This is a genomic window from Vibrio sp. VP6, assembly GCF_028823755.1.
Lineage (GTDB): Bacteria > Pseudomonadota > Gammaproteobacteria > Enterobacterales > Vibrionaceae > Vibrio > Vibrio parahaemolyticus.
In genome coordinates, this window is record NZ_JAPEID010000004.1 from 96266 (window position 1) to 120814 (window position 24549).

The 24549-nt window shown below is 47.6% G+C and carries 23 protein-coding genes; 14 read left to right on the forward strand and 9 right to left on the reverse strand.

Translation table 11 applies throughout. From position 1 onward, the window contains the following. The first annotated feature begins 23 nt into the window (after positions 1–23). The 9 genes from OU793_RS04170 to OU793_RS04210 all read left to right on the forward strand — a co-directional run bounded on the left by OU793_RS04170 (position 24) and on the right by OU793_RS04210 (position 10403). On the forward strand, positions 24–431 hold the full coding sequence (locus OU793_RS04170; protein ID WP_005458951.1) for a biopolymer transporter ExbD: 408 nt from the start codon (positions 24–26) through the stop codon (positions 429–431). A gap of 4 nt (positions 432–435) precedes the next feature. Further along, positions 436–1068, forward strand: a complete 633-nt coding sequence (locus tag OU793_RS04175) for an energy transducer TonB (protein ID WP_005458947.1) — start codon at positions 436–438, stop codon at positions 1066–1068. A 12-nt stretch (positions 1069–1080) separates the two neighbouring features. Further along, positions 1081–2295 (forward strand): lipopolysaccharide assembly protein LapB, encoded by a 1215-nt coding sequence (locus OU793_RS04180; RefSeq protein WP_140103065.1) that lies wholly within the window; start codon positions 1081–1083, stop codon positions 2293–2295. Between the two features lie 305 nt (positions 2296–2600). Further along, on the forward strand, positions 2601–3224 hold the full coding sequence (gene gmk, locus OU793_RS04185) for a guanylate kinase (RefSeq protein WP_005496750.1): 624 nt from the start codon (positions 2601–2603) through the stop codon (positions 3222–3224). A gap of 181 nt (positions 3225–3405) precedes the next feature. Beyond that, positions 3406–3678: a DNA-directed RNA polymerase subunit omega gene (gene rpoZ / locus OU793_RS04190; RefSeq protein ID WP_005379346.1), complete on the forward strand. Its 273-nt coding sequence runs from the start codon at positions 3406–3408 to the stop codon at positions 3676–3678. A gap of 39 nt (positions 3679–3717) precedes the next feature. After that, entirely contained in the window at positions 3718–5838 is a 2121-nt protein-coding gene (gene spoT / locus OU793_RS04195; RefSeq protein ID WP_159404208.1) for a bifunctional GTP diphosphokinase/guanosine-3',5'-bis pyrophosphate 3'-pyrophosphohydrolase, read from the forward strand. A gap of 57 nt (positions 5839–5895) precedes the next feature. After that, complete coding sequence (gene trmH, locus OU793_RS04200) at positions 5896–6579, forward strand: tRNA (guanosine(18)-2'-O)-methyltransferase TrmH (RefSeq protein WP_005478720.1); 684 nt, start codon at positions 5896–5898, stop codon at positions 6577–6579. A gap of 118 nt (positions 6580–6697) precedes the next feature. After that, positions 6698–8779 (forward strand): ATP-dependent DNA helicase RecG, encoded by a 2082-nt coding sequence (gene recG / locus OU793_RS04205; RefSeq protein ID WP_159404209.1) that lies wholly within the window; start codon positions 6698–6700, stop codon positions 8777–8779. Between the two features lie 232 nt (positions 8780–9011). Beyond that, a complete protein-coding gene (locus OU793_RS04210; protein ID WP_005459007.1) occupies positions 9012–10403 on the forward strand; it encodes a uracil-xanthine permease family protein in 1392 nt (463 codons plus the stop codon). A 64-nt stretch (positions 10404–10467) separates the two neighbouring features. Here OU793_RS04210 and envZ read toward each other — a convergent pair whose 3' ends face one another. The 5 genes from envZ to OU793_RS04235 all read right to left on the reverse strand — a co-directional run bounded on the left by envZ (position 10468) and on the right by OU793_RS04235 (position 15835). Next, a complete protein-coding gene (gene envZ, locus OU793_RS04215) occupies positions 10468–11760 on the reverse strand; it encodes a two-component system sensor histidine kinase EnvZ (RefSeq protein ID WP_005459014.1) in 1293 nt (430 codons plus the stop codon). 105 nt (positions 11761–11865) lie between these two features. Beyond that, a complete protein-coding gene (gene ompR / locus OU793_RS04220; protein ID WP_005459027.1) occupies positions 11866–12585 on the reverse strand; it encodes a two-component system response regulator OmpR in 720 nt (239 codons plus the stop codon). Positions 12586–12803: 218 nt separating this feature from the next. After that, positions 12804–13196, reverse strand: coding sequence for a DUF1090 domain-containing protein (locus tag OU793_RS04225; protein ID WP_159404210.1), 393 nt, complete (start codon positions 13194–13196; stop codon positions 12804–12806). Between the two features lie 112 nt (positions 13197–13308). Then, positions 13309–13800, reverse strand: coding sequence for a transcription elongation factor GreB (gene greB / locus OU793_RS04230; protein ID WP_005458979.1), 492 nt, complete (start codon positions 13798–13800; stop codon positions 13309–13311). Between the two features lie 154 nt (positions 13801–13954). After that, positions 13955–15835, reverse strand: coding sequence for a RimK/LysX family protein (locus tag OU793_RS04235; RefSeq protein ID WP_015296086.1), 1881 nt, complete (start codon positions 15833–15835; stop codon positions 13955–13957). Positions 15836–16047: 212 nt separating this feature from the next. Here OU793_RS04235 and OU793_RS04240 point away from each other — a divergent pair, with 212 nt between their 5' ends. Then, positions 16048–18369, forward strand: coding sequence for a Tex family protein (locus tag OU793_RS04240; RefSeq protein ID WP_159404211.1), 2322 nt, complete (start codon positions 16048–16050; stop codon positions 18367–18369). A 135-nt stretch (positions 18370–18504) separates the two neighbouring features. Here OU793_RS04240 and OU793_RS04245 read toward each other — a convergent pair whose 3' ends face one another. Both OU793_RS04245 and bioH read right to left on the reverse strand, forming a co-directional pair. Beyond that, on the reverse strand, positions 18505–18969 hold the full coding sequence (locus tag OU793_RS04245) for a hypothetical protein (protein ID WP_005459035.1): 465 nt from the start codon (positions 18967–18969) through the stop codon (positions 18505–18507). A 123-nt stretch (positions 18970–19092) separates the two neighbouring features. Further along, a complete protein-coding gene (gene bioH / locus OU793_RS04250; protein WP_193237427.1) occupies positions 19093–19860 on the reverse strand; it encodes a pimeloyl-ACP methyl ester esterase BioH in 768 nt (255 codons plus the stop codon). Between the two features lie 84 nt (positions 19861–19944). On the opposite strand from bioH, the gene OU793_RS04255 reads away from it, so the two are divergent. From OU793_RS04255 to cysQ, 4 genes are all read left to right on the forward strand, one after another. Beyond that, on the forward strand, positions 19945–20670 hold the full coding sequence (locus OU793_RS04255; RefSeq protein ID WP_069485175.1) for a ComF family protein: 726 nt from the start codon (positions 19945–19947) through the stop codon (positions 20668–20670). Between the two features lie 97 nt (positions 20671–20767). Then, complete coding sequence (gene nfuA, locus OU793_RS04260; RefSeq protein ID WP_005458964.1) at positions 20768–21352, forward strand: Fe-S biogenesis protein NfuA; 585 nt, start codon at positions 20768–20770, stop codon at positions 21350–21352. Positions 21353–21572: 220 nt separating this feature from the next. Further along, positions 21573–22142, forward strand: a complete 570-nt coding sequence (gene nudE, locus OU793_RS04265) for an ADP compounds hydrolase NudE (protein ID WP_005459019.1) — start codon at positions 21573–21575, stop codon at positions 22140–22142. 40 nt (positions 22143–22182) lie between these two features. Next, a complete protein-coding gene (cysQ, locus tag OU793_RS04270; RefSeq protein WP_005458987.1) occupies positions 22183–23010 on the forward strand; it encodes a 3'(2'),5'-bisphosphate nucleotidase CysQ in 828 nt (275 codons plus the stop codon). 284 nt (positions 23011–23294) lie between these two features. Here the strand turns inward: cysQ and OU793_RS04275 are convergent, their stop codons facing one another. Continuing rightward, positions 23295–24056, reverse strand: a complete 762-nt coding sequence (locus OU793_RS04275) for a type II secretion system protein N (RefSeq protein WP_005496730.1) — start codon at positions 24054–24056, stop codon at positions 23295–23297. 1 nt (position 24057) lies between these two features. Continuing rightward, the gene (locus OU793_RS04280) at positions 24058–24549 is read right to left on the reverse strand and encodes a type II secretion system protein M (protein WP_005458943.1); all 492 of its coding nucleotides are present in this window, start codon (positions 24547–24549) and stop codon (positions 24058–24060) included.

Sequence of the window (24549 nt, forward strand, 5' to 3'; positions counted from 1 at the left end):
AAATGGAATTAGAGGTATAGGTCATGAAAAGACGCTATAGCAGTGATAGCAGTGACGAAACAGCTATCGATATGACACCGATGCTCGACATCGTATTCATCATGTTGATCTTCTTTATCGTAACAACATCGTTCGTTAAAGAAGCAGGTTTGGAAGTAAACCGCCCAACAGCAAGCTCAGCACAAACCGTGAAGAAAGGGAACATTATGGTTGCCATCGGTGCTGCTGGAGACGTATGGGTTGATAAACGACGCATTGAAGTCGACGCTGTTCGCGCCAACATCGAACGTCTTCGCGCAGAAAGCCCTGATGGCGCTGTTGTTATCCAAGCGGATACCGAGGCCAATGCAGGGGTAGTCGTGAAGGTTATGGACCAGATTAAAATGGCAGGTGTCGAAAGCATCTCCATTGCCGCAACGAATAAGGATTAAGCTTATGCGGTATCTGGCCTCAATTGCACTGGCGCTCATTGTCTCCCTCGGATTGTTCTGGGGGATGGACAAGCTGGTAAACAAAGAGCGCCACGAGCTAGTGTCGAATGATGATCAGCGTATGGTCGATTTCATTCGCATTAAACCGGACGAAAAAGTACAGGAGAAAAAACGCGAACTCCCGAAACCGCCACCACCTAAGCGTCCGCCGCCGCCACCAGAAATGAAGGTGACGTCGACAGTAAAACCGGTGATGGACCAAGTTCCAATGGATATGCCAAAACTCGATCTACCAGTTAACGTCACTGGTGGCTCAGTGCTCGGTCATTACAGCCAAGGTGGCGGAGCGAGACTGGCAGGTAGCGGAGGCCCTGTGCCTTTAGCAACATTCCAACCTCAGATGCCTCGTAAGGCTGCCCGTTCTGGACTTGAGAAAGGTATCGTACTTGTAGAGTTTACTGTTAACGAACGTGGTAGCGTCGAGGACGTCAAAGTTTTAAAAGAGACACCACGTAAGTTGGGCTTGGGACAAGCCGCGAAGAAAACCGTATCTAAGTGGACCTTCAAACCCAAAATGGTTGATGGTAAAGCGGTTAGCTCTCGCCTTTCTCAAGAAATTGAGTTCTCTACAAACTAAGGAGTCATACGTATGAAAGCATATACCAAACTGTTGGCTTCTCTAGTGTTATTGTCAGGCGCGTATGGCACGCCTGGTTTTGCCAACACTCCGGAGTTGTCAGACAAAACGTTTCGAACGGTAAACAAAGTTCAGGAACTCATTGCTACAGAAAAGTACGCTGATGCCCTTTCTAAATTGAACTCAGCATTAAGTAGTACAAGCAAAAAACAATATGACCGTGCAGTCTTACTGCAACAGATGGGCTTTTTGTACTCTCTGCAAGATGACTACCCGAAAGCAGCAAAGTATTTTGCTGATGCGTTAAGTTTAAACGCACTTCCAGTGCCTGTAGCCCAGCAAGTTCGTTATAGCTTGGCGCAGCTTTACTTAGCCGAAGGGCAATTTAAAAAGTCAGTAGCAACCATGAATGAGTGGTTCAAAATTGCAGAAACCACCGAAGAAAAGCCACAAGCGCATGCATACATCACTCTAGCGAGTGCTTATGTTCAGCTAGAAGATTACAAAAACGCGATTCCACCAGCTAAGCAAGCAATCGCTATGAGTAAAGAACCTAGTGAATCTTGGTATCAGCTACTGATGTCTGCGCATTATGAACTTAAGCAGTTCAAGAGCGTTGCGGGTGTATTGAAAACATTAACCACTAAATATCCAAAAAATAAGCGTTACTGGACTCAATTGTCTGGTATTTACATGGAGTTAAATCAAGAGCGCAATGCCCTTTCAACACTAGAAATGGCTCATAAAATGGGCCTATTAGAAGGTGAGAAAGAATACCTGCGTTTAGTAAACTTCCAAGCTTATCAAGGGGTGCCTTTCCGCGCAGCGAAAACACTTCAAGCAGCCTTTGATAATGGTCATGTAGAACGCAACGCAAAAAATTTGGAAACACTTGGTTCGTTTTGGCAGCAAGCACAAGAACTTGAACAGGCTATCGACGTCTATCAGCAAGCTTACAATCTTGCTCCACAAGCAAAAACTCAAATAAAAATTGCTCGTCTAATGATTTTAGACAAGCAATATACGGAGGCGACGAAATTTACGCAAAACGCCGCCCCAGATGCTAAGCACGAACAAAAAGGAGAGCTCTCTTACATTCGTGGCATGGCATATTTTGAGTTAAACCAACCGAGTAATGCTCTAAAAGCAATGAAAAGTGCGGCTCAATCTCCGGATATGAGAGCAATGGCGAGCCCTTGGATTAATTTCCTAGAGTCACAAGGGTAAGTCATACATTTAGCATGGCGCGAAAATTAAGTGTGAGTCAGTCGCACGCCTGGGGAAGTGAAAGCTTCCCCTTTTTTCGTCGTTTTTCAGTTCTCAATCCGTTGTCATTGAAGGGTATGCAAACCAAAAGATCAACTGGTAACCACATAGAGATCATGATACTCTTCGCCTCCATTTTTCTGGCGGGATTATCACCAATCACCATTTCCATAATGGCTGATTCCTTGCCGCCAGTGCTATCGTTATAAGATTGTCGAAACTTTCCTTCGGCACTCAATCAATCCAATCAAAAGTGGAACAGTACAATGGGCAAAGGTACTCTCTATATCGTATCTGCACCTAGCGGCGCAGGTAAATCTAGCTTGATCTCAGCAATGTTGGAACGTAATCCAACATACGCAATGAAAGTGTCTGTGTCTCACACTACTCGCAACATGCGTCCTGGTGAAGAAGACGGTGTCCACTACCACTTCGTCGCAAAAGAAGAGTTTGAAACTCTGATTGCTAAAGGCGACTTCCTAGAATACGCCGAAGTGTTTGGTAACTATTACGGTACGTCTCGCGTATGGATTGAAGAAACGCTAGAGAAAGGCATCGATGTATTCCTAGATATCGACTGGCAAGGTGCTCGCCAAATTCGAGAGCAAATGCCAGAAGCAAAAAGCATCTTCATTCTGCCACCTTCAAACGGTGAGCTTGAACGTCGTTTAAATACTCGTGGTCAAGACAGCGCAGAAGTCATCGCCAAGCGCATGGCTGAAGCAAAATCGGAAATCTCACATTACAGCGAATATGACTACGTCATCGTGAATGATGATTTCGACACAGCATTAATGGACTTTAAAGCTATCCTTCGTGCAGAAAGATTGAAGGAAGAAAAACAAGCTGCTAAATATAAAGGTATGCTTGACGCGTTATTAGCAGAATAGCTCTCACCAAAGAGTCAGTCTGTTTAACCAGAATTTCCGCTACTTTGTATTGTGCAAAGTAGCCATAATAAACAAGAGAGAAAGCCCACACATTGTGGCTTGTCTAATTGCTAGTAAATAAAGTAGTTAGGTTGTATACTTTCTCGTCATTCTAAAATTTAGTTAACTATTTGGAGTCCTCATGGCACGCGTAACTGTTCAAGACGCTGTTGAAAAAGTTGGCAACCGTTTCGACCTAGTACTGATTGCGGCTCGCCGCGCTCGTCAAATGCAAACTGGCGGTAAAGATGCACTAGTGCCAGAAGAGAACGATAAGCCAACGGTTATCGCTCTACGCGAAATCGAAGAAGGTTTAATTACTAAAGAAGTTCTAGACGCTCGTGAACGTCAAGAACAGCAAGAGCAAGAAGCGGCAGAGCTAGCGGCAGTAAGCAGCATCGCTCACAACCGTTAATTCTGTCTTTAGAATTCAACAACCTCCCGGGCCTATAATTTGTATCTATTCGATAGCCTCAAAGACGTTGCCCAAGAATACCTAACAGAGCCTCAAATTGAGGCTCTGCGTCAATCTTATGTGGTAGCGAGAGATGCCCATGAAGGGCAAACCCGCTCTAGCGGTGAACCATACATCATCCACCCTGTCGCTGTGGCTCGTATCTTGGCCGAAATGCGCCTCGATATTGAAACCCTCCAAGCTGCTTTGCTGCATGACGTCATTGAAGACTGTGACGTTACAAAAGAAGATCTCGAAGAGAAATTCGGCAACACCGTCGCTGAGTTGGTTGATGGTGTATCTAAACTGGACAAACTCAAATTCCGTGACAGGAAAGAGGCTCAAGCTGAGAACTTTCGCAAGATGGTTCTGGCGATGGTGCAAGATATCCGCGTTATCCTGATCAAACTGGCTGACCGTACGCACAACATGCGCACGTTAGGTGCACTTCGACCAGACAAAAAACGTCGCATCGCTCGTGAAACATTAGAAATCTATGCCCCATTAGCTCATCGTCTTGGTATTCACAATATCAAAACTGAGTTAGAAGAGCTGGGTTTCGAAGCGCTGTACCCAAACCGTTATCGCGTACTCAAAGAAGTCGTGAGAGCGGCTCGCGGGAATCGCAAAGAGATAATTCAGCGTATTCACAGTGAAATCGAAGGCCGACTGCAAGATGTTGGTTTGAATGCACGCGTCGTAGGTCGTGAAAAGAACCTGTTCTCCATCTACAACAAGATGAAAACCAAAGAACAGCGTTTTCACACCATCATGGATATCTACGCTTTCCGAGTGGTTGTTGATACTGCCGATACTTGTTATCGCGTTCTAGGCCAAGTACACAGCTTGTATAAGCCGCGCCCAGGTCGCATGAAAGACTATATCGCGGTACCAAAAGCGAACGGCTATCAATCGCTTCACACTTCCATGGTTGGCCCACACGGTGTGCCTGTTGAAGTGCAGATCCGTACTGAAGATATGGATCAAATGGCGGACAAAGGTGTCGCAGCGCACTGGTCTTATAAAGACAAGGGCGATAAGTCGGGCACGACCGCACAAGTGAAAGCGCAGCGTTGGATGCAAAGCTTGCTTGAGCTACAACAAAGTGCCGGTAACTCATTCGAATTCATTGAAAACGTAAAATCGGATCTATTCCCAGATGAGATTTACGTCTTCACACCAAAAGGTCGTATTGTTGAACTGCCACTTGGCGCGACAGCTGTAGATTTTGCTTACGCGGTACATACCGATGTAGGTAATTCCTGTGTTGGTGCTCGTGTTGACCGTAACCCTTACCCACTAAGTAAGGCGCTGAAGAACGGCCAGACAGTAGAAATCATCAGTGCGCCAGGTGCGCGTCCAAATGCCGCTTGGTTGAACTATGTCGTGACTTCTCGCGCTCGCACTAAGATTCGTCAAGTACTGAAAACCATGCGCCGTGAAGAATCCATCACGCTCGGCCGCCGCCTATTGAATCACGCTTTGGGTCGTCACTCGATTGACTCCATCTACCCAGAGAATATTCAAGAAGTACTGACCGATCTGCGCTTAGAAAGCACAGACGATTTACTCGCAGCAATTGGCTTAGGCGAACTCATGAGCATTGTGATTGCTCGTCGTTTGCTGGGCGATACTGAAGAACTAACGACAACCAGTTCCATTCCAACCGACTCGAAGAAGAAACTTCCAATTCGTGGGGCGGAAGGTTTGCTGCTGACGTTTGCTAACTGCTGTCACCCAATTCCAGATGACCACATCATTGCGCATGTGTCTCCTGGCCGTGGCTTGGTTGTTCACCGTGAAACGTGTCCAAATGTGCGCGGTTACCAAAAAGAGCCGGACAAATACATGGCCGTTGCGTGGTCTGACGATTACGACAAAGAGTTTATCGCAGAACTGAAAGTCGACATGCTCAACCACCAAGGTGCTCTGGCAGAATTGACCAACGTGATTTCGAAAACAGGCTCCAATATCCATGGCCTGTCGACCGAAGAACGTGATGGCCGACTGTATACTGTCACCGTTCTGCTGACCACCAAAGATCGTGTCCACCTTGCAGGTATCATGCGAAAAATCAAAGCGATGCCGCAGGCGACCCGAGTCAGACGAAGAAAGAACTAAACTCATCGCCACCCACTCACACTGGGTGGCGATTTTTTTATACCCTATTTATTTACTATGAATTTAGAACGTTACCACCGTATCCATCAGGTGCTTAAAGCACGCCAAACCGACCTTACATTGTGCCTAGAAGAGGTTCATAAACCTAATAACGTCTCTGCCGTTATTCGTACGGCTGACGCCACGGGCTTACACAAAGTTCATGCTATCTGGCCTGATAAAATGCGCACGTTAACCCACACTTCTGCTGGTGCTCGTAACTGGGTTGAAGTAGAAACTCACAACTCGATTGAAACTGCCATTACCGAGCTCAAAGCCCAAGGCATGCAAGTATTGGTGACCAACTTATCGGACACCGCGGTCGATTTTCGTGAAATCGACTACACCAAACCGACTGCAATCATCCTGGGGAGTGAAAAAATTGGCGCGTCTGAACAAGCGAAAAAACTCGCCGATCAAGACATCATTATTCCGATGATTGGAATGGTGCAATCTTTGAATGTTTCGGTCGCCAGCGCAGTCATTCTGTATGAAGCGCAACGCCAACGTGAAGCGGCAGGCATGTATGATCGTGAAGAAAGCGCACTACCAAAAGAAACCATTCATCGCATCTTATTTGAACGTGGTCACCCAGTGCTTGCCAAAGTAGCGAAACGCAAGAAACTGGAATACCCGCCACTCGACGATGAAGGTCAAATCATCGCAGATGAGGCGTGGTGGCAAGAGATGCAAAAAGCTTAAGCTGAAACATAACGTCGAAAGCCCTCGCTTTCTACGCCACTTCTTATAGTTTTTCCTGTACAAAAACACAGCTCAATGGTTAACATACTGCTATGTTAACCATTTTCTTGAGCTTTCTATGTCTGCCCAAATGCTATCTGCTGTTCCTTTAACTTCTCTATCAGGAGTTGGCGCCAAAGTCGCAGAAAAACTCGCTAAAGTCGGCTTGCATAGCGTTCAAGATTTGTTGTTCCACCTGCCTCTACGCTACGAAGATCGCACCCGCATTTATCCTATTGCCAAACTGCACGCAGGCCTTTGGGCTGCAGTACAAGGTAAAGTCATGACCGTCGATACCATTTTTGGTAAACGCAAAATGCTGACAGTCAAAATCAGTGACGGCAATGGCACCATCACGCTGCGTTTTTTCAACTTTACTGCAGCGATGAAGAACAATTTTTCACAGGGTAAGTTAGTACACGCTTACGGAGAAATTAAGCGTGGTGGTATGGGGCTGGAAATTGTGCACCCTGACTACAAATTTTACGCCAGTGAACAAAAGCCAGATGTGGAACAAAGCTTAACCCCGGTTTATCCAACCACAGATGGCCTGCGTCAAATCACTTTACGTAACCTTACTGAGCAAGCATTGGTGCTACTCGATAAAGCGGCAGTGCAAGAATTGCTACCTTCTGGCTTGTATAACCATCAGATTACTATGTCGCAGGCGTTGCACACCATTCATCGCCCGCCGCCAACCATTAATTTAGATGAATTTGATGAAGGTAAGCACCCCGCTCAAATCCGTTTGATCATGGAAGAGTTGCTCGCTCAGAACTTATCGATGTTGGCGGTTCGCAGCAAAGGCCAGCAAGATATCGCCTTACCGCTCGCACCATGTGACAAACTGAAAAAACAGCTGTTGGCGCAACTGCCGTTTTCTCCGACCAATGCTCAAGCTCGCGTGGTGAAAGAGATTGAATCCGACCTCGAAAAGCCGCATCCAATGATGCGTCTTGTCCAAGGTGACGTAGGCTCAGGGAAAACCCTCGTCGCGGCACTGGCTGCGGTTCGAGCTATCGAGCACGGTTACCAAGTGGCTTTAATGGCACCAACTGAGCTGCTCGCCGAACAACACGCCATCAATTTCGCCAACTGGTTTGAAGCCATGGGCATTCAAGTTGGCTGGCTTGCTGGTAAGCTCAAGGGCAAAGCCAAAGAGACGGAACTGGCTCGCATTGCCAGCGGTGAAGCGCAAATGATAGTGGGTACTCACGCTCTCTTCCAAGAACATGTGGAATTTCATCACCTAGCTTTAGTCATCATTGATGAGCAGCACCGCTTTGGCGTCCATCAGCGATTAGAGTTACGTGAGAAAGGGGCAAAACAAGGCGCGTATCCGCATCAGCTCATCATGACGGCAACTCCGATTCCTCGCACACTAGCAATGACAGCGTATGCTGATTTGGAAACGTCGGTGATAGACGAATTACCACCAGGCCGAACGCCGATTCAAACCGTCGCCATTCCAGATACCAAACGTGACGACATTGTCGAGCGGGTACGAAACGCTTGTCTTAACGAAGGCAAGCAAGCGTATTGGGTGTGTACGCTGATCGATGAATCGGAAGTGTTGGAAGCTCAAGCCGCAGCAGACACCACCGAAGAGTTGCAGCGCAAACTGCCAGATGTAAAAATTGGCCTAGTTCATGGCCGTATGAAGCCCGCCGAAAAGCAAGCTGTCATGCAAGAGTTTAAAGACAACAAGCTCCACCTGCTCGTAGCCACGACGGTGATAGAAGTTGGCGTAGACGTGCCAAACTCTAGCTTGATGATCATCGAAAACCCTGAACGCCTTGGTTTGGCTCAATTACACCAGTTAAGAGGCCGCGTCGGTCGAGGCTCGGTTGCCAGTCACTGTGTCCTGCTGTACCACGCCCCCCTGTCGAAAACCGCACAAAAACGACTCGGTGTGCTGCGTGAAAGTAACGATGGCTTTGTTATTGCGCAGAAAGACCTCGAGATCCGCGGGCCCGGCGAATTGTTGGGCACCAAACAAACAGGCTTGGCTGATTTCAAAATTGCCGATTTAGTTCGAGATCAACGCTTAATTCCCGAAGTTCAACGTATTGCACGTCATATTCACGACAATTACCCAACCAATGCAGCCGCCATTATCGATCGCTGGCTAGGCGAGCGTGATATCTACTCCAAAGCGTAAATCTTAAAGCGAGCCAAATGGCTCGTTTTTTAGTGCCGCCACCAATAGCAAACGATTGCTTTTTGGGTAAATCTCTCTATAATCGCGCTCAAAATTTCTAGAGTGTGCCTCATCACACTTCACCAACCTGAGTTGACACTGATTAACAGCAATCACAGGTAACGACGTCAACTCCACCCAGCCCTCCCATTCAGCGAGATCTGGGAACACATTGCGACTAGCGAGACAAATCATGACAACTTCAAACCGATCTTCGGAACTGGTCTATCAATTAAATGATCGTCCACCACTGCCACAAACGATTTTTGCTGCACTTCAGCATTTATTGGCGATGTTCGTTGCGGTGATTACACCTTCATTAATCATTTGCCAATCTTTGGGCGTTCCGGCCGATCAAACCAACACCATTATCAGCATGTCGCTGTTTGCATCTGGTGTTTCTTCCTTTATCCAAATCCGTACCTTTGGCCCTGTCGGCTCCGGCTTGCTATCGGTGCAAGGCACCAGCTTTAACTTTTTGGGTCCAATCATCGGTGCGGGTTTATCACTCAAAGCAGGTGGCGCGGACATCAGCACCATGATGGCGGCGATTTTCGGGACGATTTTAGTTGCCTCCTTTGCCGAGATCTTACTGTCTCGTGTGCTTGAGCATGCACGTCGCATCATCACGCCTCTCGTCTCTGGCATTGTCGTAACTCTGATTGGCCTGACGCTGATCCAAGTCGGCTTGGTTTCTATGGGTGGTGGCTATGCTGCAATGGGCGACGGTACTTTTGGTAGCTTAGACAAACTGGCGCTCGCTGGTACCGTACTTGGGTTAATTGTGATTTTGAATCGTTCTAAAAACCCATACATTCGCGTGGCTTCGATCGTGATTGCCATGCTGGTTGGCTATGTAATGGCATACTTCATGGGTATGGTCGACACCTCAAAATTGGGGGAAACCAACCTCGTTGCGCTACCGATTCCGATGCAGTACGGTTTGTCATTTGACTGGTCACTGTTTATCCCTCTCGTGCTGATTTTCTTTATCACGGCGTTGGAAGCGATCGGCGACATTACCGCAACGTCTGAAGTATCTGGCGAGCCGGTTAAAGGCCCTATTTACATGAAGCGCATCAAAGGTGGGGTATTAGCGGATGGTCTGAACTCGGCCATCGCTGCGGTATTCAACAGCTTTCCAAACTCTACTTTCAGTCAAAACAACGGCATTATCATGCTAACGGGCGTCGCAAGCCGGTACGTGGGTTACTTTATCTCGGGCATGTTAGTGATTCTTGGTCTATTCCCGGGCGTGGCCAGTTTTGTTCAGCTGATCCCAGAGCCTGTACTTGGTGGCGCTACCATCGTGATGTTCGGCACCATTGCCGCTGCAGGCGTGCGCATTATCTCGCGTGTTGATCTCGACCGCCGCGCGATTCTGATTATGGCGTTGTCATTCTCGATGGGGTTAGGTATCGCTCAGAAACCTGAGATTCTGCAGTTTATGCCTGAGTTTATTAAAAGCATCTTCTCAACCGGTGTGGCTGCTGGCGGTATCACCGCGATACTGCTGAACTTGCTGCTTCCAGAAAAACTGACAGAAGAAGATGAACTTGTCGCTCAAGAAGTGAAAGAATCTTAATACTTGTACTTAGAAATTAAAAAGCCCAACCACATTTTTGGTTGGGCTTTTTGGTTTTAGAGGATTATTTGGTCGGGAAACTGATTTGGGCGATCAAGCCGCCTTCACTGCGATTACGCATCACCACCGAACCTGAATGTTGGATAACAATACGTTTTACAATCGCTAAACCCAGACCAGTACCTTCGCTGCCACGCGCCGTATCACCACGGGTAAACGGTTCGAACAACTTCGCGATTTGCGACTGCTCAATCCCCGGCCCGTTGTCTTCTACGCATATCCAAACCAACTGTTTGTCTGCCGTCACGCCTGTGCTGATTTTCACCCAACCGTTGCCGTAACGCAGTGCGTTGACAACTAAGTTACTCACCGCTCGCTTAATAGCAATCGGGCTGCCTTTCGCTGGAGGAAGGTGCATGTTCAAGTCCGTTTCAATCTCAACTTCATACCCCCCTTCAGAGCTCGCCACGTCACTAGCGATGGTGCTGACATCAACCGACTCAAACGATTCTTTGTTTACAGGCTTTAGATAATCCATAAATTGACTGATGATCTCATTGCACTCTTCCGTGTCACTGATGATCCCTTCCGCCAAATAGCTGTCTTCTGGCGACATCATTTCAGTAGCGAGACGAATTCGCGTCAGCGGCGTACGTAAATCATGACTGATGCCTGCCATTAACAGAGCGCGGTCTTCTTCGAGCTCTTGAATCCCTTTCGACATCTGGTTAAACGCACGAGTTACCGAACGAATTTCCGATGCGCCTTTTTCTGGTAGCGGTGGGGGAATTTCCCCTCTCCCAACGCCTTCTGCCGCTCGTTGCAACGCCAATAATGGCCGGTTTTGCAAGCGAATAAACAACCAACCACCTGCGATAATTAATAGCGCCATGATCAGGCTGTTACGAAATAGCGGCGCAAAGTCCTCTTCTTGCAGCTCAGACAGCGGGATGCGAATAATGGAATTGGGCAACTTCTCGATGTGCATCCACAAAATGTAGCTTTCACTACCCAGCAACAGGCGTACTTCGGTTGGTGAGCCAAGCTCTTGAGTCATTTCCTCCGACATCAAATCAATCGACATCGCATGGTTAAACTCAACCGCCTTCTCGCTGTTGATGCTGTGAACTGTCACACCCAACCTTTCTAATAACTGGCGACGCAATGGTGCATCCGATTTGAGCGGGCCATCTTCATCGAGAACCAGATTCAGTTCGTGAGCGAGAATTTTGTTGAACTGTTGCAGGCTTGGCATCAACGCGTAGTTAAAAACGGCGTAATAAGAAAAGACTTGGCTAGCGAGAAGCAAGGAGATGAACAGTAGAATAGATTGTGTCAGTGAACTTCGGATTCGCATGGAAATTTCCTGATGATCCTAATTGCGAAAACCTCGGCCACCAAATAAGAAGGAAATTTGATGGCCGAAGTTTTAAAAACCGATTGCCGGTTAAGCGAGTAAGAGTTACGACTCTTTACCGTCTGGGACAAATACGTAACCTAAACCCCATACGGTCTGGATGTAGCGAGGTTTGCTCGGATCGTCTTCCAACATGCGGCGTAGACGAGAAATTTGTACGTCGATAGAACGCTCCATTGCCGAGTATTCACGACCACGCGCCATGTTCATCAGCTTATCACGCGACATTGGCTCACGCGCGTTGGTTACCAGTGATTTCAACACCGCAAATTCACCCGATGTTAATGGCATCGCCTCATCACCACGGAACATTTCACGCGTGCCTAGATTCAAACGAAACTCACCAAACTCGACCACTTTTTCTTCTGTACTTGGCGCACCCGGTAGCTCAACCGTTTGGCGACGTAAAACCGCTTTAATTCGAGCGAGTAGTTCGCGCGGGTTGAACGGTTTAGGTAGGTAATCGTCCGCACCAACTTCCAAACCAACAATACGGTCAACCTCGTCACCTTTTGCTGTCAGCATCAGAATTGGCAACATGTTATTGGCGTGGCGTAAACGGCGACAAATCGACAAGCCATCTTCGCCTGGCAACATCAAATCCAATACCATTAAGTGAAAGTTTTCGCGTGTTAGTAGGCGATCCATTTGTTCGCCGTTTGCTACACTACGGACTTGAAAACCTTGCTCAGAAAGGTAACGCTCCAACAGAGCACGCAAACGAGCATCGTCATCAACCACTAAAATTTTATGATTTTCCTGCATTGAAACATCCTTTCAGAAGCATCTATTGACGAAAATGTATCACTGTTTTTTCAAACGTGCTTGTGCAAATTGTTACTCTTTTTATCTTAGACGCGGTTTTGGGAAATTATTTGCGCGCCGCCCTAAGTATTTAGCGATATTGACTTTGTTTCGAGATGTGAACAACGCCACAAAAACGCGATGAGAGGTGGTATTAACCGCAGCTCAAGCTTGTGTGCCTACTGGCCGTAATTCCATTCCAACTCACGTTTAGCGTCTAACAATTCTTTTTGCGCTTCATCTAACTTTCGGCGCTTTTTCTCGATTTTGTCGCTCGAACCCGACATTTGTGCCTCTACCAATTCTAGCTCGCGGGCTTTTACTTTTTGCGCTTTTTGTTCGATTTCTGCTTGCAGTTTTTCGCGTAAATCTTCTTCCGAGCATTCATCCTCAATCGCAGCAAGGGCTCGTTTTAATCCATCAATGCGCTTTTGATTACCTTGTACTGTGGCGTATTCAATTTGCTGCTCAAGAGCAAACGCTTTGGCATCACACCCTTTTAGCTCTTCTTGAGCGACAGTAGGAAGCGAAATAGCCATCGTTAACGCAGCACCACAAATCACGGCTTTCATTTTAAACCTCTCCAGTAAATACAGCTCGCGCCCTCAAATGAGGGCGCATAAAAATAGGTCAACATCATTGGCAAACGCACTTCGCTCGCCGAATGTTTCAGGGTCGAGGAAGTTAAGATTCTGCGCTTTGCTTGTTGTATTCAATCGAATTGATGAACCACTCTTTGTCACCTTCCGGCGTTCGAACGGTAAATTCTTCATCCACTTGCTTTTTCAACATGGCTCTGGCCATAGGGGAATCAATGGAGATGTAATCTTTGGCATCGCCATATATTTCTTCTGGCCCCACAATGCGGAACTTCTTCACATCACCAGCTTCGTTTTCAATCTCGACCCAAGCACCAAAAAAGACTTTGCCTTCTTGTTGAGGTGAGTAATCTACGATGGTGACTTCAGGTAAAAACTTTCTGAGAAAACGAACGCGTCGATCGATTTGACGCAGCAGTCGTTTATTGAAGGTGTAGTCAGCATTTTCCGAACGATCGCCAAGGCTGGCCGCCCACGTCACGATCTTGGTGATTTCTGGACGCTTTTCATTCCAGAGGTAATCGTGCTCTTGCTTGAGTTTGTTATAACCTTCACGGGTAATCAGCTTAGTTTTCAATTTGGCTCCTATTCATTTCGGCATAAAAAATGCCGCACATTCAGCAGCATCGACGCTTATGCGATCTTCATCCTAAACCTAGAATTATACCCAAAGCCACAAGATTCTCAGAGCGGACTTTGGGTATTGGCAATTAGGTTAGGCGACGGTTCGACTATTTTTCGTAATCTGGTTTTTTCGTCACGATGTAATTGGTTTCACTCGCCACTAACGCACCGTGCTTTAAGAAGTTTTTACCCAAAATCATGCTGTAATGAAAGCGTCCGCGATCTTGCAAATTCACGCGAATTTTCTTCTCTAAGTCACCCAGTTTGACGTGCATTTCCACCACCGGACGTACGTTTGCTTTCTCACCTTTTTTCGCAGTAATTTTCATTACATCTACCACTTCGCGAGTAAAGGCTTTTTGCATACCGAGGTCATTTTCGTAGGTAAAGCTCACCATGTCTTTGCCATCTTTTTGGAACAGTTTGATGTCCTTAGCATTGATAGAACTGACATCCGCACCGGTGTCCAGTTTGACCGGGAAAGACATGCCTTCCACTTCGGCCACTTCGATGTGGCCGGCTCGGAACAAAGGTTTTGCATCGAGCAAGTGGTCTGCGCGCGTATTCAGTAGCACGCCACCTTTAGCCATGTTGTGGCCGAAAACGAAAAACGGCTGCTCTTCATCTTTATCTAGCACGTCGATAGCAAACTCCATCGACTTTTCCTTGTTACCGAACAAGAAGTCACCTTCCACCACAGGACGCACCATGTCGCCGACTTTGAGTTTCTTCAGCACGGGTTTGGTGATTTTTTCTTCTTTGCCTTTTTCATTGCTCAAATAGAACGTCGCGACTTCGTCTTTGCCCTTTTCACTCAGTTCAAATCCATTCACGCGTAATAATGGCGTTTTCACGGTAAAGGTTGGATAAGCGGGAACCACGTAGCCATCAATGTTCACTTCCTCTTCCGGTGAAATCACCAATGGCTTGGACTTCAGTGCACTCTTAAAGGTTTTTTCCACACCACCGAGCAAATTCTCTTTGTCGGTATCTATCACGAAATGTTGGCTCACTACGTCTCGACCCAGACGGATTTGCGAACTGAACTTGCTGCGGTCTCGTAAGTACACCAACCATTGCTGAGTTTCGTTTTCATCAATCTTGACAGGCAGATACACCAAAGGTCGCTCGCTCTTGGTGGTTTTCAACATGCGCACCAATGGCAGTGTCATAGGATGGCGCTTACCGTTCTCACCCTCTAAAGTAAACGACACTTGCTTGGCTTTTTTATCAACTTTGATGTCGAGCGCGTGAACGTTGGTGTACCGGCTGCTTGTCGAAACGCTGGTTTTGTAGGGAATGCCTTCGATTTCTACCGTCTCTTTCTTGCCAATCATTTTCGCGTTGGGTTGTTCTTGCAGGTAGTCATACCCAGCAAACACCCACGCGTTATCATCTAGGTAAGTTTTGCCAATCAGGATTGGCGCAGAGAACTGTTTACGCGAGGTAAGGTTCACCACGGTATCTACCGTATGCCCAGCAATCGTCATCGGCATTTTTACGGTTGGACGCAAAATCGGTTTTTTGCTGGTGCGACTGCGGATAGCACTGATGCGCTCAAGATCGTCGGTTACCGTGATCTCTTTGCCAGTATAAGGATGCTGAATCGTGAAACTGACGGTAACTTGATAAGGTTCAAAACTGTTGGCTTCCCATTTGGCTTGCGTGCCACCTAAATCGTCGACAATTGCCCACAACAGTTTGTCATCTTTAAGATTTTTGTATTTGGGATTGCTGCTGCTTACGTGAATATTTTCTGCATGCATGGAGGTGGTGTCAGCGCCGGTATCAATTTTACCGATGAAAGGGACGTCACTTAGCTCAGGAATTTCGCTGTAATACACACTTTCGACCCGCCCTAAAACTAACTTATCATCAAGTTGATAGATGGGATCTTGCGTGGTTGCAGAGATGGATTGCGCCCAACCAAACGGGGCTATCAGGAGAGCACTAGAGAGTGCCAGAGCCAAAGACATTTTTTTCATCATGATTATCCGTGTGAGCCAAGGTATATAAAATTAGTCGCCAACAGAACTTATAAGTTCTCAATTTAATTACAGTTTTGACATAAATCTGACCGATGTCCACCAGCGCCCGGTAAATTTTTGCGAAGCTAATTTAAAACATTGCAAATTCTATGAATGACCCCAATGTTCTATACACAACCAATATCCAAACCGAATTAAAAGAGAATACACGGATGAGCCAAGCTATCTGTCGCATGATTGCTCAAGAACTGAATGTTCGCCCAGAGCAAGTCAACGCCGCTGTCACCCTGATTGATGATGGTAACACGGTCCCATTTATTGCACGTTACCGTAAAGAGGTGACAGGTGGCCTTGATGATACCCAACTGCGTACTCTGGACAGCCGTCTGTCATACCTTCGCGAGCTCGACGATCGCCGTCAAACCATTCTGAAGTCGATCCAAGAACAAGGCAAACTGACGCCAGAACTAGAACGAGAGATCACGCAAGCCGACAGCAAGACTCGCCTGGAAGACCTTTACCTGCCATACAAACCAAAGCGCCGCACCAAAGGTCAAATCGCGATTGAAGCTGGCTTAGAACCTCTCGCGGATACACTTTGGAACCAGCCACAAACTGAACCAGAAAGCGAAGCGACGAAATATCTTGATGCGGACAAAGGCATCACAGATACCAAAGCGGCACTGGATGGCGCTCGCGCAATCATCATGGAGCGCATTGCTGAGGATGCGAACCTGCTTGAAAAAATTCGTGCTCATCTAAACCGCAATGCGGAACTGGTTTCTCGTGTCGTTGAAGGTAAAGAGCAAGAAGGCGAGAAGTTTAAAGATTACTTCAACCATAACGAGCCACTGAGCAAAGTGCCATCACACCGTGCACTGGCGATGTTACGAGGTCGTAATGAAGGCTTTTTAACGTTGGCGATGAACGCCGACCCTGAACAAGAAGAAGGTGCACGCCAATCGCACTGTGAAACCATCATTGCCGACCATTATGGCGTGACGCTAAGCAGCGCACCGGCGGACGCATGGCGTAAACAAGTGATCAGTTGGGCATGGCGCATCAAAGTATCGATGCACATGGAAACCGAGCTGATGGGCGCAATGAAAGAACGCGCTGAAATCGAAGCGATTGAAGTGTTTGCCACCAACCTAAAAGATTTGTTGATGGCAGCACCGGCAGGCCCTCGTGCGACGCTGGGTCTCGATCCGGGTCTGCGTACAGGCTCTAAAATCGCTATTGTCGACCCTACTGGTAAAGTGCTTGCAACAGAAACCATCTACCCTCACCCACCACAAAAGCAATACGACAAATCAGCGCAAATCGTTGATCAGTTGGTGCGCAAATACAACGTGGATTTGATTGCGATAGGTAACGGCACGGCTTCGCGTGAAACCGACAGCTTTGTCGCAGACGTGATCAAACGCGGCAACCTGAAAGTTCAGAAGATCATCGTAAGTGAAGCGGGGGCATCGGTTTACTCAGCATCTGAGCTTGCAGCGAAAGAGTTCCCAAATATGGACGTATCTCTGCGTGGTGCGGTGTCGATTGCTCGTCGTCTGCAAGACCCGCTAGCGGAGCTCGTTAAAATCGATCCTAAATCGATCGGTGTGGGCCAATATCAGCACGATGTTAGCCAATCTATGCTGGCAAAACGTCTTGATGCGATTGTCGAAGACTGTGTAAACGCGGTGGGTGTTGATGTGAACACTGCCTCTGCAGCGCTACTGACGCGCGTAGCGGGCTTGTCGAGCACCATCGCACAGAACATTGTCGACTTCCGTGATGAAAACGGTCGTTTCGAAGCACGTACAACCTTGAAGAAAGTACCTCGTTTAGGTCCTAAAGCGTTCGAGCAGTGTGCGGGTTTCCTTCGTATTATGGATGGTAAAAACCCACTGGATGCCTCTGCAGTGCACCCAGAAGCCTACCCTGTAGTCAAAGCGATTGCCGAGAAGAACCGTAAAGACATCAAAGCACTGATTGGCGATTCAACGTTCCTTAAAGGTCTGCACGCGGTGGATTACACCGATGAGCACTTCGGTGTCCCAACGGTAACCGATATCATCAAAGAGCTGGACAAACCAGGCCGAGACCCTCGTCCGGAGTTCAAAACCGCAACCTTCGCTGAAGGCGTTAACTCGGTTGCAGATCTAGAACCGGGCATGATTCTCGAAGGCGTCGTATCGAACGTGGCCAACTTTGGTGCTTTCGTCGATATTGGTGTTCACCAAGATGGTTTAGTGCACATCTCAGCCCTGACGGATCGTTTCGTTTCTGATCCGCGTGAAGTGGTGAAAGCAGGTGACATCGTTAAAGTGAAAGTGATGGAAGTGGATGTACAGCGCAAGCGTATCGGTCTATCGATGCGTTTAAACGACGAGCCGGGTCAAGACAACCGCAGCCAACGCTCATCAGCAGCGCCGCGTCGTAATGACCAATCACAACGTCGTCAACCTCGCCGTGATGATTCCTCATCGAACAATGCGATGGGTGGCGCATTTGCGGCTGCTTTCGCCAAAGCAAAGAAGTAGTCTAGGTTTTAACGGCTGCACTTGAGATATTAACGTTGCAGCTGGGCGACGGCTTCAAGCATCCAGAAGAAAAAAGAAAACGCTCCAGTCAGTCATGCTGATTGGAGCGTTTTTATTGGATAGGATATTGATTCGTCATAATACTGCTATCACTTCTGACGGGGTATGGGGCACGACCGAATGACCATAATGAAATTTGATCACCTTCCTGCGCTTTTCCATCAATCCTTGGTTGATCGCAGCATCCAAAATGCGCTTCGGTAAACGAAAGCGTATCGCATAGCCCTTTCCCTGATCTTCACTGTACGATTTCAGTGCCAGTAAATCGAAAAGCCTTTCAAGCGTATCTTCCGGCTCCTCGTGATAACGCGCATCAACTTCATGGTCCACTTCATAATCGGGATGCTCAGAGGGATCCCAAGAGGACTGACGTCGTCGCTTTTCATCACTTTTTACTTTGCGCTCGGCATTGGTTTTTGCCAATGCGACCGTCGGCGTCACAGGTTCTCGGACTCTGTTGTCACGAGCAGCTTGTTCCGTCTGCACATTAACGGATGGGGCGATCAGTGGCACACTTACGTTGGTCGGTGACACAATCATTGCGAACCCTCCTCAGAGTCGCCCAACTCGTCAATATGGCTTGGCCTTATTTACTAATAAAACCTTACCGACAATTATATCGGCCAAATTTTAATCAACTTTAGCCTTTTTCACTGCACGATTTTAATCCTGAGCGAAATCTCGAACTTTCGCACAAAATTCATCATGTTCGGTCATGAACGGTGCATGAGAAGATTGAGAAAAGACAAACTGTTGCGTGTGAGGCAGTTGCTGGCTGAGATCGGTCGCCACTTTAATCGGCACCAAACCATCCAAACGACCGTAAAGACGTAGCATCGGCATGTTCAGGGAAATCAAAGCATCACGCAGGTCAACATCCGCCAAAATATTTAAGCCAACCAATAGTGACTCAGGGTTCGGCTGAGGACGCGATAGCACCGCTTGTTTGAGTTGTTTAACATCTTTACGTGCAGACGGACTTCCCATGGCTTGCAGCGCCATAAAGCGCTCAATGGTCAGTGAGAAATCTTCTAGTAACTGAGAGGTGAACGCGCTCAGTACATTCGGTTGAATGCCGCGCCACGGTTTTTCTGCGGCAAATTTTGGTGAGCTGGCGACGGTGATCAGCTTACTCACTCGCTGAGGAGCATTGAGCGCAATGTGCGTGGCAACCAAACCACCCAGCGACCAACCTAGCCACACTGCTTTCTCTGGCGCGTCTTTTAGTACCATGGCAGCGATTTGTGCGAGGTCTTCACCATGATGCTCAGCGCTAAAGCCGTATCCAGGAAGATCGACGACATGGACACAAAAATCGGTCTGCAGAGATTCGACCGTTTGCTGCCAAACCGCGCCATTCATCCCCCAGCCATGCAGCAACACCAAATCCGGTCCCTGACCGAACGACTGCCAGTGTAAATTCGTGCTCATGCTCTCAATCTCTCCCACTTATTTTATTCCTTATTGCTTCACTCAAGCGTTAGGCTGTGCAAAATCTAACCTTGAATAAGCGGTATGTTATCTCATCACTGGCAAAACATCATGCATCGTGTGCTCAGCAGTCAATGCGGTTTATGTCGTTTCCCGATTCAGGCTGCCGCTCAACCCAATGCGCTGCGTTGGTGTGGTCACTGTTATCAATATCTTACGCCAGTAAAACGCTGCCAACGCTGTGGATTGAGCTTAAAAGCTGAGGAAGCGAATATAGAGAGTATTTGCGGCGAGTGCCTCTCCGAGCCTCCACCGTGGCAACGGCTATTTACCTTGGGAGACTACGATTTTCCGCTGTCTCGAGAAGTACAACGCTTCAAAGATCACGGACAAACATGGCATGTTCGCGCTTTAACGCAATTGCTTGCCCAGCGCATTTCAACTCCCGCTCCGCTTATCACCACAGTGCCATTGCACTGGCAACGCTACTTGTATCGAGGCTTTAATCAGAGCGACATATTGGCGCGACATTTGGCTGGCCACCTTAATGTGAGGTTTGATAATCACGTGTTTCGCCGCGTAAAACACGCCCAGTCGCAGCGCGGGTACAAGAAATCCAGTCGAGAACAGAATTTAAAAGGCGCTTTCACCTTAAATCAGCCACCAAAGTATAACCACGTCGCAATAGTAGATGATGTGGTCACGACGGGAAGCACGGTTCGACAATTATGTCATTTACTACTTGAAGTTGGCGTAGAAACCGTCGATATTTACTGCATCTGCAGAACCCCTGCTCCTGGTGCTGTCTAGATCGCTTCGCCATGCCTTAGCATCAAAAAGACTAGACCCATACGTCAACAGGAGTAGAATAGCAGCAGTAACCTACAAAATTACTCAGGTATTCGTCGTGTCAAATATTACTATTACAGAAACTGCGCAAACGCATTTCGCTAACCTTCTAGGCCAACAGCCAGAAGGCACTAACATTCGTATTTTCGTTGTGAACCCAGGTACACAAAACGCTGAGTGTGGCGTATCTTACTGCCCACCAGAAGCGGTTGAAGCGACCGACACTGAGATCCCTTACGCAGGTTTTTCAGCTTACGTGGATGAGCTAAGCCTACCTTTCCTTGAAGACGCTGAAATCGACTTCGTTACCGACAAAATGGGTTCTCAACTGACATTGAAAGCACCAAACGCAAAAATGCGTAAAGTGTCGGACGATGCGCCACTTGTTGAGCGTGTTGAGTACGTTATCCAAACTCAAGTTAACCCACAGCTTGCTGGCCACGGCGGTCACGTGAACTTGGTTGAGATAACTGAAGCAGGCGTAGCTATCGTTGCATTCGGTGGCGGCTGTAACGGTTGTTCAATGGTTGACGTAACACTAAAAGAAGGCATCGAGAAAGAGCTACTAAACCAGTTCGTTGGTGAGCTAACAGCAGTTCGAGATGCAACAGAACACGACCGTGGTGACCACTCTTACTACTAAGAGCTTATCGTCGGTGAAAATGGGAGGCTTTGGTCTCCCATTTTTGTATCTGAACAATCCATTAAACACGTGAGATTCTTCGTCACACACGACCTCTTTCAAGGTTATCGAGCGAACACTGCCGAAGCGATGAAATCAAACTAGCAACTCTTGCAGAGTTCTCATATATTAAGAATCTTACGCACCTTACAAAAGCCAACGACACCAAGGAGTCAGCGCCATGTCGAAAAGGACCCCACCAGAGATTCTCTCTTGTCAGACGGTCGCTCGATCAAAACTGTTTGCTGTGGAAGCCCTCGACCTTCGCTTCTCCAATGGCGAGCATCGCACTTATGAGCGCATGAAGCCAAGTGGTCGCGATGCCGTAATGGTTGTACCGGTAACCGAGCAGGGCGATTTACTGTTGGTACGTGAATACGCTGCTGGTACAGAGCGCTACGAACTGGGTTTTCCTAAAGGTCTTATCGATCCCGGTGAAACGCCACATCAGGCCGCTGACCGAGAACTAAAAGAAGAAATTGGTTTTGGTTGTAAGGAACTCACCCCGTTAAAACAAGTGATCCTTGCTCCTTCTTATTTTTCGAGCAAGATGACGCTGTTTCTAGGTCAATCGCTATACCCTGAAAAGCAAGAAGGTGACGAACCAGAGCCGTTAGAAATTGTGCGCTGGCCACTCGCACAAGCCGAAGAGCTATTAACGCATTTGGACTTCTGTGAAGCACGAAGCATCACGGCGTTAATGTTGGCACTGAAACACTTACCAAACACCACTCACAACAACAATCAATAACGGTGTAAACCGAAAATATTGTGAGTAAGGACTATCACCTATGCCAATGACAAAAGATCTATCTCACCTGCTTCCTCAAGTTATCGAAATTGCCCGCAGTGCGGGACAAATGATTCTCGATATCTACGAGAAAAAGCAATATGAAGCGTATACCAAAAGTGATGAAACACCGGTCACAAGCGCCGATATTGCCGCGCACAAACTCATCACTGAACGTTTAAGTGAACTGACACCAGACATCCCCGTGTTGTCTGAAGAAGCCGCCGACATCAGCTTAGAGCAGCGCGCACAATGGCAGCGTTATTGGTTGGTCGACCCATTAGATGGCACACAAGAATTCATTGCACGCAGTGGCGACTTTGCGACTATCATTGCGTTAATTGACAACAACAAACCAGCGATGGGCGTGGTGTATGGGCCTGTTTCTGGCGTCACGTATTACGCATACAGCGGCAAAGGTGCGTGGAAAATCCCAGACATGTCTGAAAGCGTGAAAATCCACACGCACAAACATGAACAAGCAGGACAAAACATTGCCATTGCTATCAGCCGTCGCCAAGACATTAATCGCATCACCAGCCGCATGAGCAGCGCTTGGAACTACGACTTAATTCCTCTCGGTTCTGCAGCACTAAAAGCGTGTTTGGTGGCGGAAGGAGCGGTCGATTGCTATTTACGTTTGGGCCCTACTGGCGAATGGGATACAGCAGCAACGCAATGCATCGTGGAAGAAGCCGGCGGACGTATTCTCAGCACTCACCTCGAACCTTTGTCTTACAACGAACGGGAAACGCTAGAGAACCCGAACTTTATCGTGCTGGGCGATACGAATTTGCCTTGGGATGACATCCTGCAACGCAAAGATTAAGTACTTATACTTGCGTAACTCAACTTGTATCATTAGGCCGTGAATTCCGTTCACGGCCTTTTCTTTTTCCGCATGAGCAGCTTTAACAGTATTTGACCTGCCATATACCTAAAGCTAATCAAACTGCACAAACCACACAATCCAATTAAAATACAACCACTTAAACAACCAACTTTGTCCCTCGTTTATTTACGTAAAGCGAATAGAGGGTTTGGCCTACTATGATCCAAAAACAAAAAGAGCTGCACATTGGCAGCTCTTTTCTGTATTACGTTGGCTTAAAATTAGAATCTGCCTTTATAGTCAAACTCGTATTGACCTTGTGCGTTTGGCTGTCCAAGCCATTTCAACTGCTCCCCCATGCTTGATGGGAAATCTGCGCCAGGTTTAAACCACGCTTTCGTTGAATAGCGTTGATTCGGCATCAGCTCCGCTGAAAACGCCGAGGAAACTTGCTTACTGGTTTGCTCACCTGATGCAGTTAGCACGCTATCCTGGCATTTCAAATCAGCAATAACAGGGCCGAGCTCTAAGCTTCCCACTGGACTTTGAATGCCACTGGCACTCCAAACCAATGTGCCTTCACCAGTTTTACACCACGGAGCTGCGTAAGTCGCATGACGAATGTTCAACTCCAGCTGGCCATCAACACTAACAGGCACCGGCAGGCGCGCTTGTTCGACGGCTTTCGATGCCGGGATCGACGCCACCAAATTTTCCGCGTAAGGGCCATCGCTGAGACTGTATCCAACTAAACCTCGACCGCGAATGTTCATATCGCTGCCGCGCCCAAAACGTACCGAAAATTCGGCTTTGCCGGTAAACAAGCTAGACCATTGGAAATCCCAATTCACTTGCCCTAGGTTTTGACGCTGCCAACGCACGCTAGAAGCCTGACCTTGCCAAACGGAACCGTGAGCACCTTGTATGTCGAGCCCTTTCACAGTGGGGGCTTGCTGGAGAACCCAAGAAACAGGTAACCCCATGATCAAGCTAACAGAAAAACAAACGATAAAGATTACAACGTAAAGTACTGCTCGCTTCACCTTAACCTCGCTTAAATTGCAGACGGTTCACATCAATCATGCCCGCTTGGTCTGTACGATCGATGTCTAAAAATTCAACTTCAATGCCTTGCTGCTCTTTCAAGTAGCGTAGCCAATCCACCAACTGGTTGAATGCGAGCGGTTTAATCCACACTTGCACACTGTCGTTGCGTGGTTGCACACGAATCAGTTCCACCTTAAAACGGCGCGCTGATGAAGAGACAAGTTGGTTAAGTGGCTGATTGGAAAAACTGACACCCCCGCTTTTTCTCAATGCGGTAATGTCATCAGCTTTGTCTTGTACCCATGTAAGCAATTGCTTTTCACTTTGGATACGAGATTGCGCCAACTCTGCACGTTGGCTCATCGGCTGCAGCAGCCCCCAGTAAAGAATGCCAAGGATGGCGAATGCACCACAGCCCAGCACAAGTCGTTGTTCACGCTGAGAGATGCCACTCCACCAAGCTTGCGCTTGAGAAATTAAATTCTTCAT

Excerpts from the sequence above, each read along its gene's own strand:
- OU793_RS04225 (WP_159404210.1), bottom strand. The coding sequence starts at position 13,196 with ATGAAAGCCGTGATTTGTGGTGCTGCGTTAACGATGGCTATTTCGCTT.
- OU793_RS04175 (WP_005458947.1), top strand. The coding sequence starts at position 436 with ATGCGGTATCTGGCCTCAATTGCACTGGCGCTCATTGTCTCCCTCGGA.
- trmH (WP_005478720.1), top strand. The coding sequence starts at position 5,896 with ATGAATTTAGAACGTTACCACCGTATCCATCAGGTGCTTAAAGCACGC.
- OU793_RS04240 (WP_159404211.1), top strand. The coding sequence starts at position 16,048 with ATGAGCCAAGCTATCTGTCGCATGATTGCTCAAGAACTGAATGTTCGC.
- gmk (WP_005496750.1), top strand. The coding sequence starts at position 2,601 with ATGGGCAAAGGTACTCTCTATATCGTATCTGCACCTAGCGGCGCAGGT.
- OU793_RS04210 (WP_005459007.1), top strand. The coding sequence starts at position 9,012 with ATGACAACTTCAAACCGATCTTCGGAACTGGTCTATCAATTAAATGAT.
- rpoZ (WP_005379346.1), top strand. The coding sequence starts at position 3,406 with ATGGCACGCGTAACTGTTCAAGACGCTGTTGAAAAAGTTGGCAACCGT.
- recG (WP_159404209.1), top strand. The coding sequence starts at position 6,698 with ATGTCTGCCCAAATGCTATCTGCTGTTCCTTTAACTTCTCTATCAGGA.
- cysQ (WP_005458987.1), top strand. The coding sequence starts at position 22,183 with ATGCCAATGACAAAAGATCTATCTCACCTGCTTCCTCAAGTTATCGAA.
- OU793_RS04255 (WP_069485175.1), top strand. The coding sequence starts at position 19,945 with ATGTTATCTCATCACTGGCAAAACATCATGCATCGTGTGCTCAGCAGT.
- bioH (WP_193237427.1), bottom strand. The coding sequence starts at position 19,860 with ATGAGCACGAATTTACACTGGCAGTCGTTCGGTCAGGGACCGGATTTG.
- OU793_RS04235 (WP_015296086.1), bottom strand. The coding sequence starts at position 15,835 with ATGATGAAAAAAATGTCTTTGGCTCTGGCACTCTCTAGTGCTCTCCTG.
- OU793_RS04180 (WP_140103065.1), top strand. The coding sequence starts at position 1,081 with ATGAAAGCATATACCAAACTGTTGGCTTCTCTAGTGTTATTGTCAGGC.
- OU793_RS04280 (WP_005458943.1), bottom strand. The coding sequence starts at position 24,549 with ATGAAGAATTTAATTTCTCAAGCGCAAGCTTGGTGGAGTGGCATCTCT.
- OU793_RS04245 (WP_005459035.1), bottom strand. The coding sequence starts at position 18,969 with ATGATTGTGTCACCGACCAACGTAAGTGTGCCACTGATCGCCCCATCC.
- nudE (WP_005459019.1), top strand. The coding sequence starts at position 21,573 with ATGTCGAAAAGGACCCCACCAGAGATTCTCTCTTGTCAGACGGTCGCT.
- OU793_RS04170 (WP_005458951.1), top strand. The coding sequence starts at position 24 with ATGAAAAGACGCTATAGCAGTGATAGCAGTGACGAAACAGCTATCGAT.
- envZ (WP_005459014.1), bottom strand. The coding sequence starts at position 11,760 with ATGCGAATCCGAAGTTCACTGACACAATCTATTCTACTGTTCATCTCC.
- ompR (WP_005459027.1), bottom strand. The coding sequence starts at position 12,585 with ATGCAGGAAAATCATAAAATTTTAGTGGTTGATGACGATGCTCGTTTG.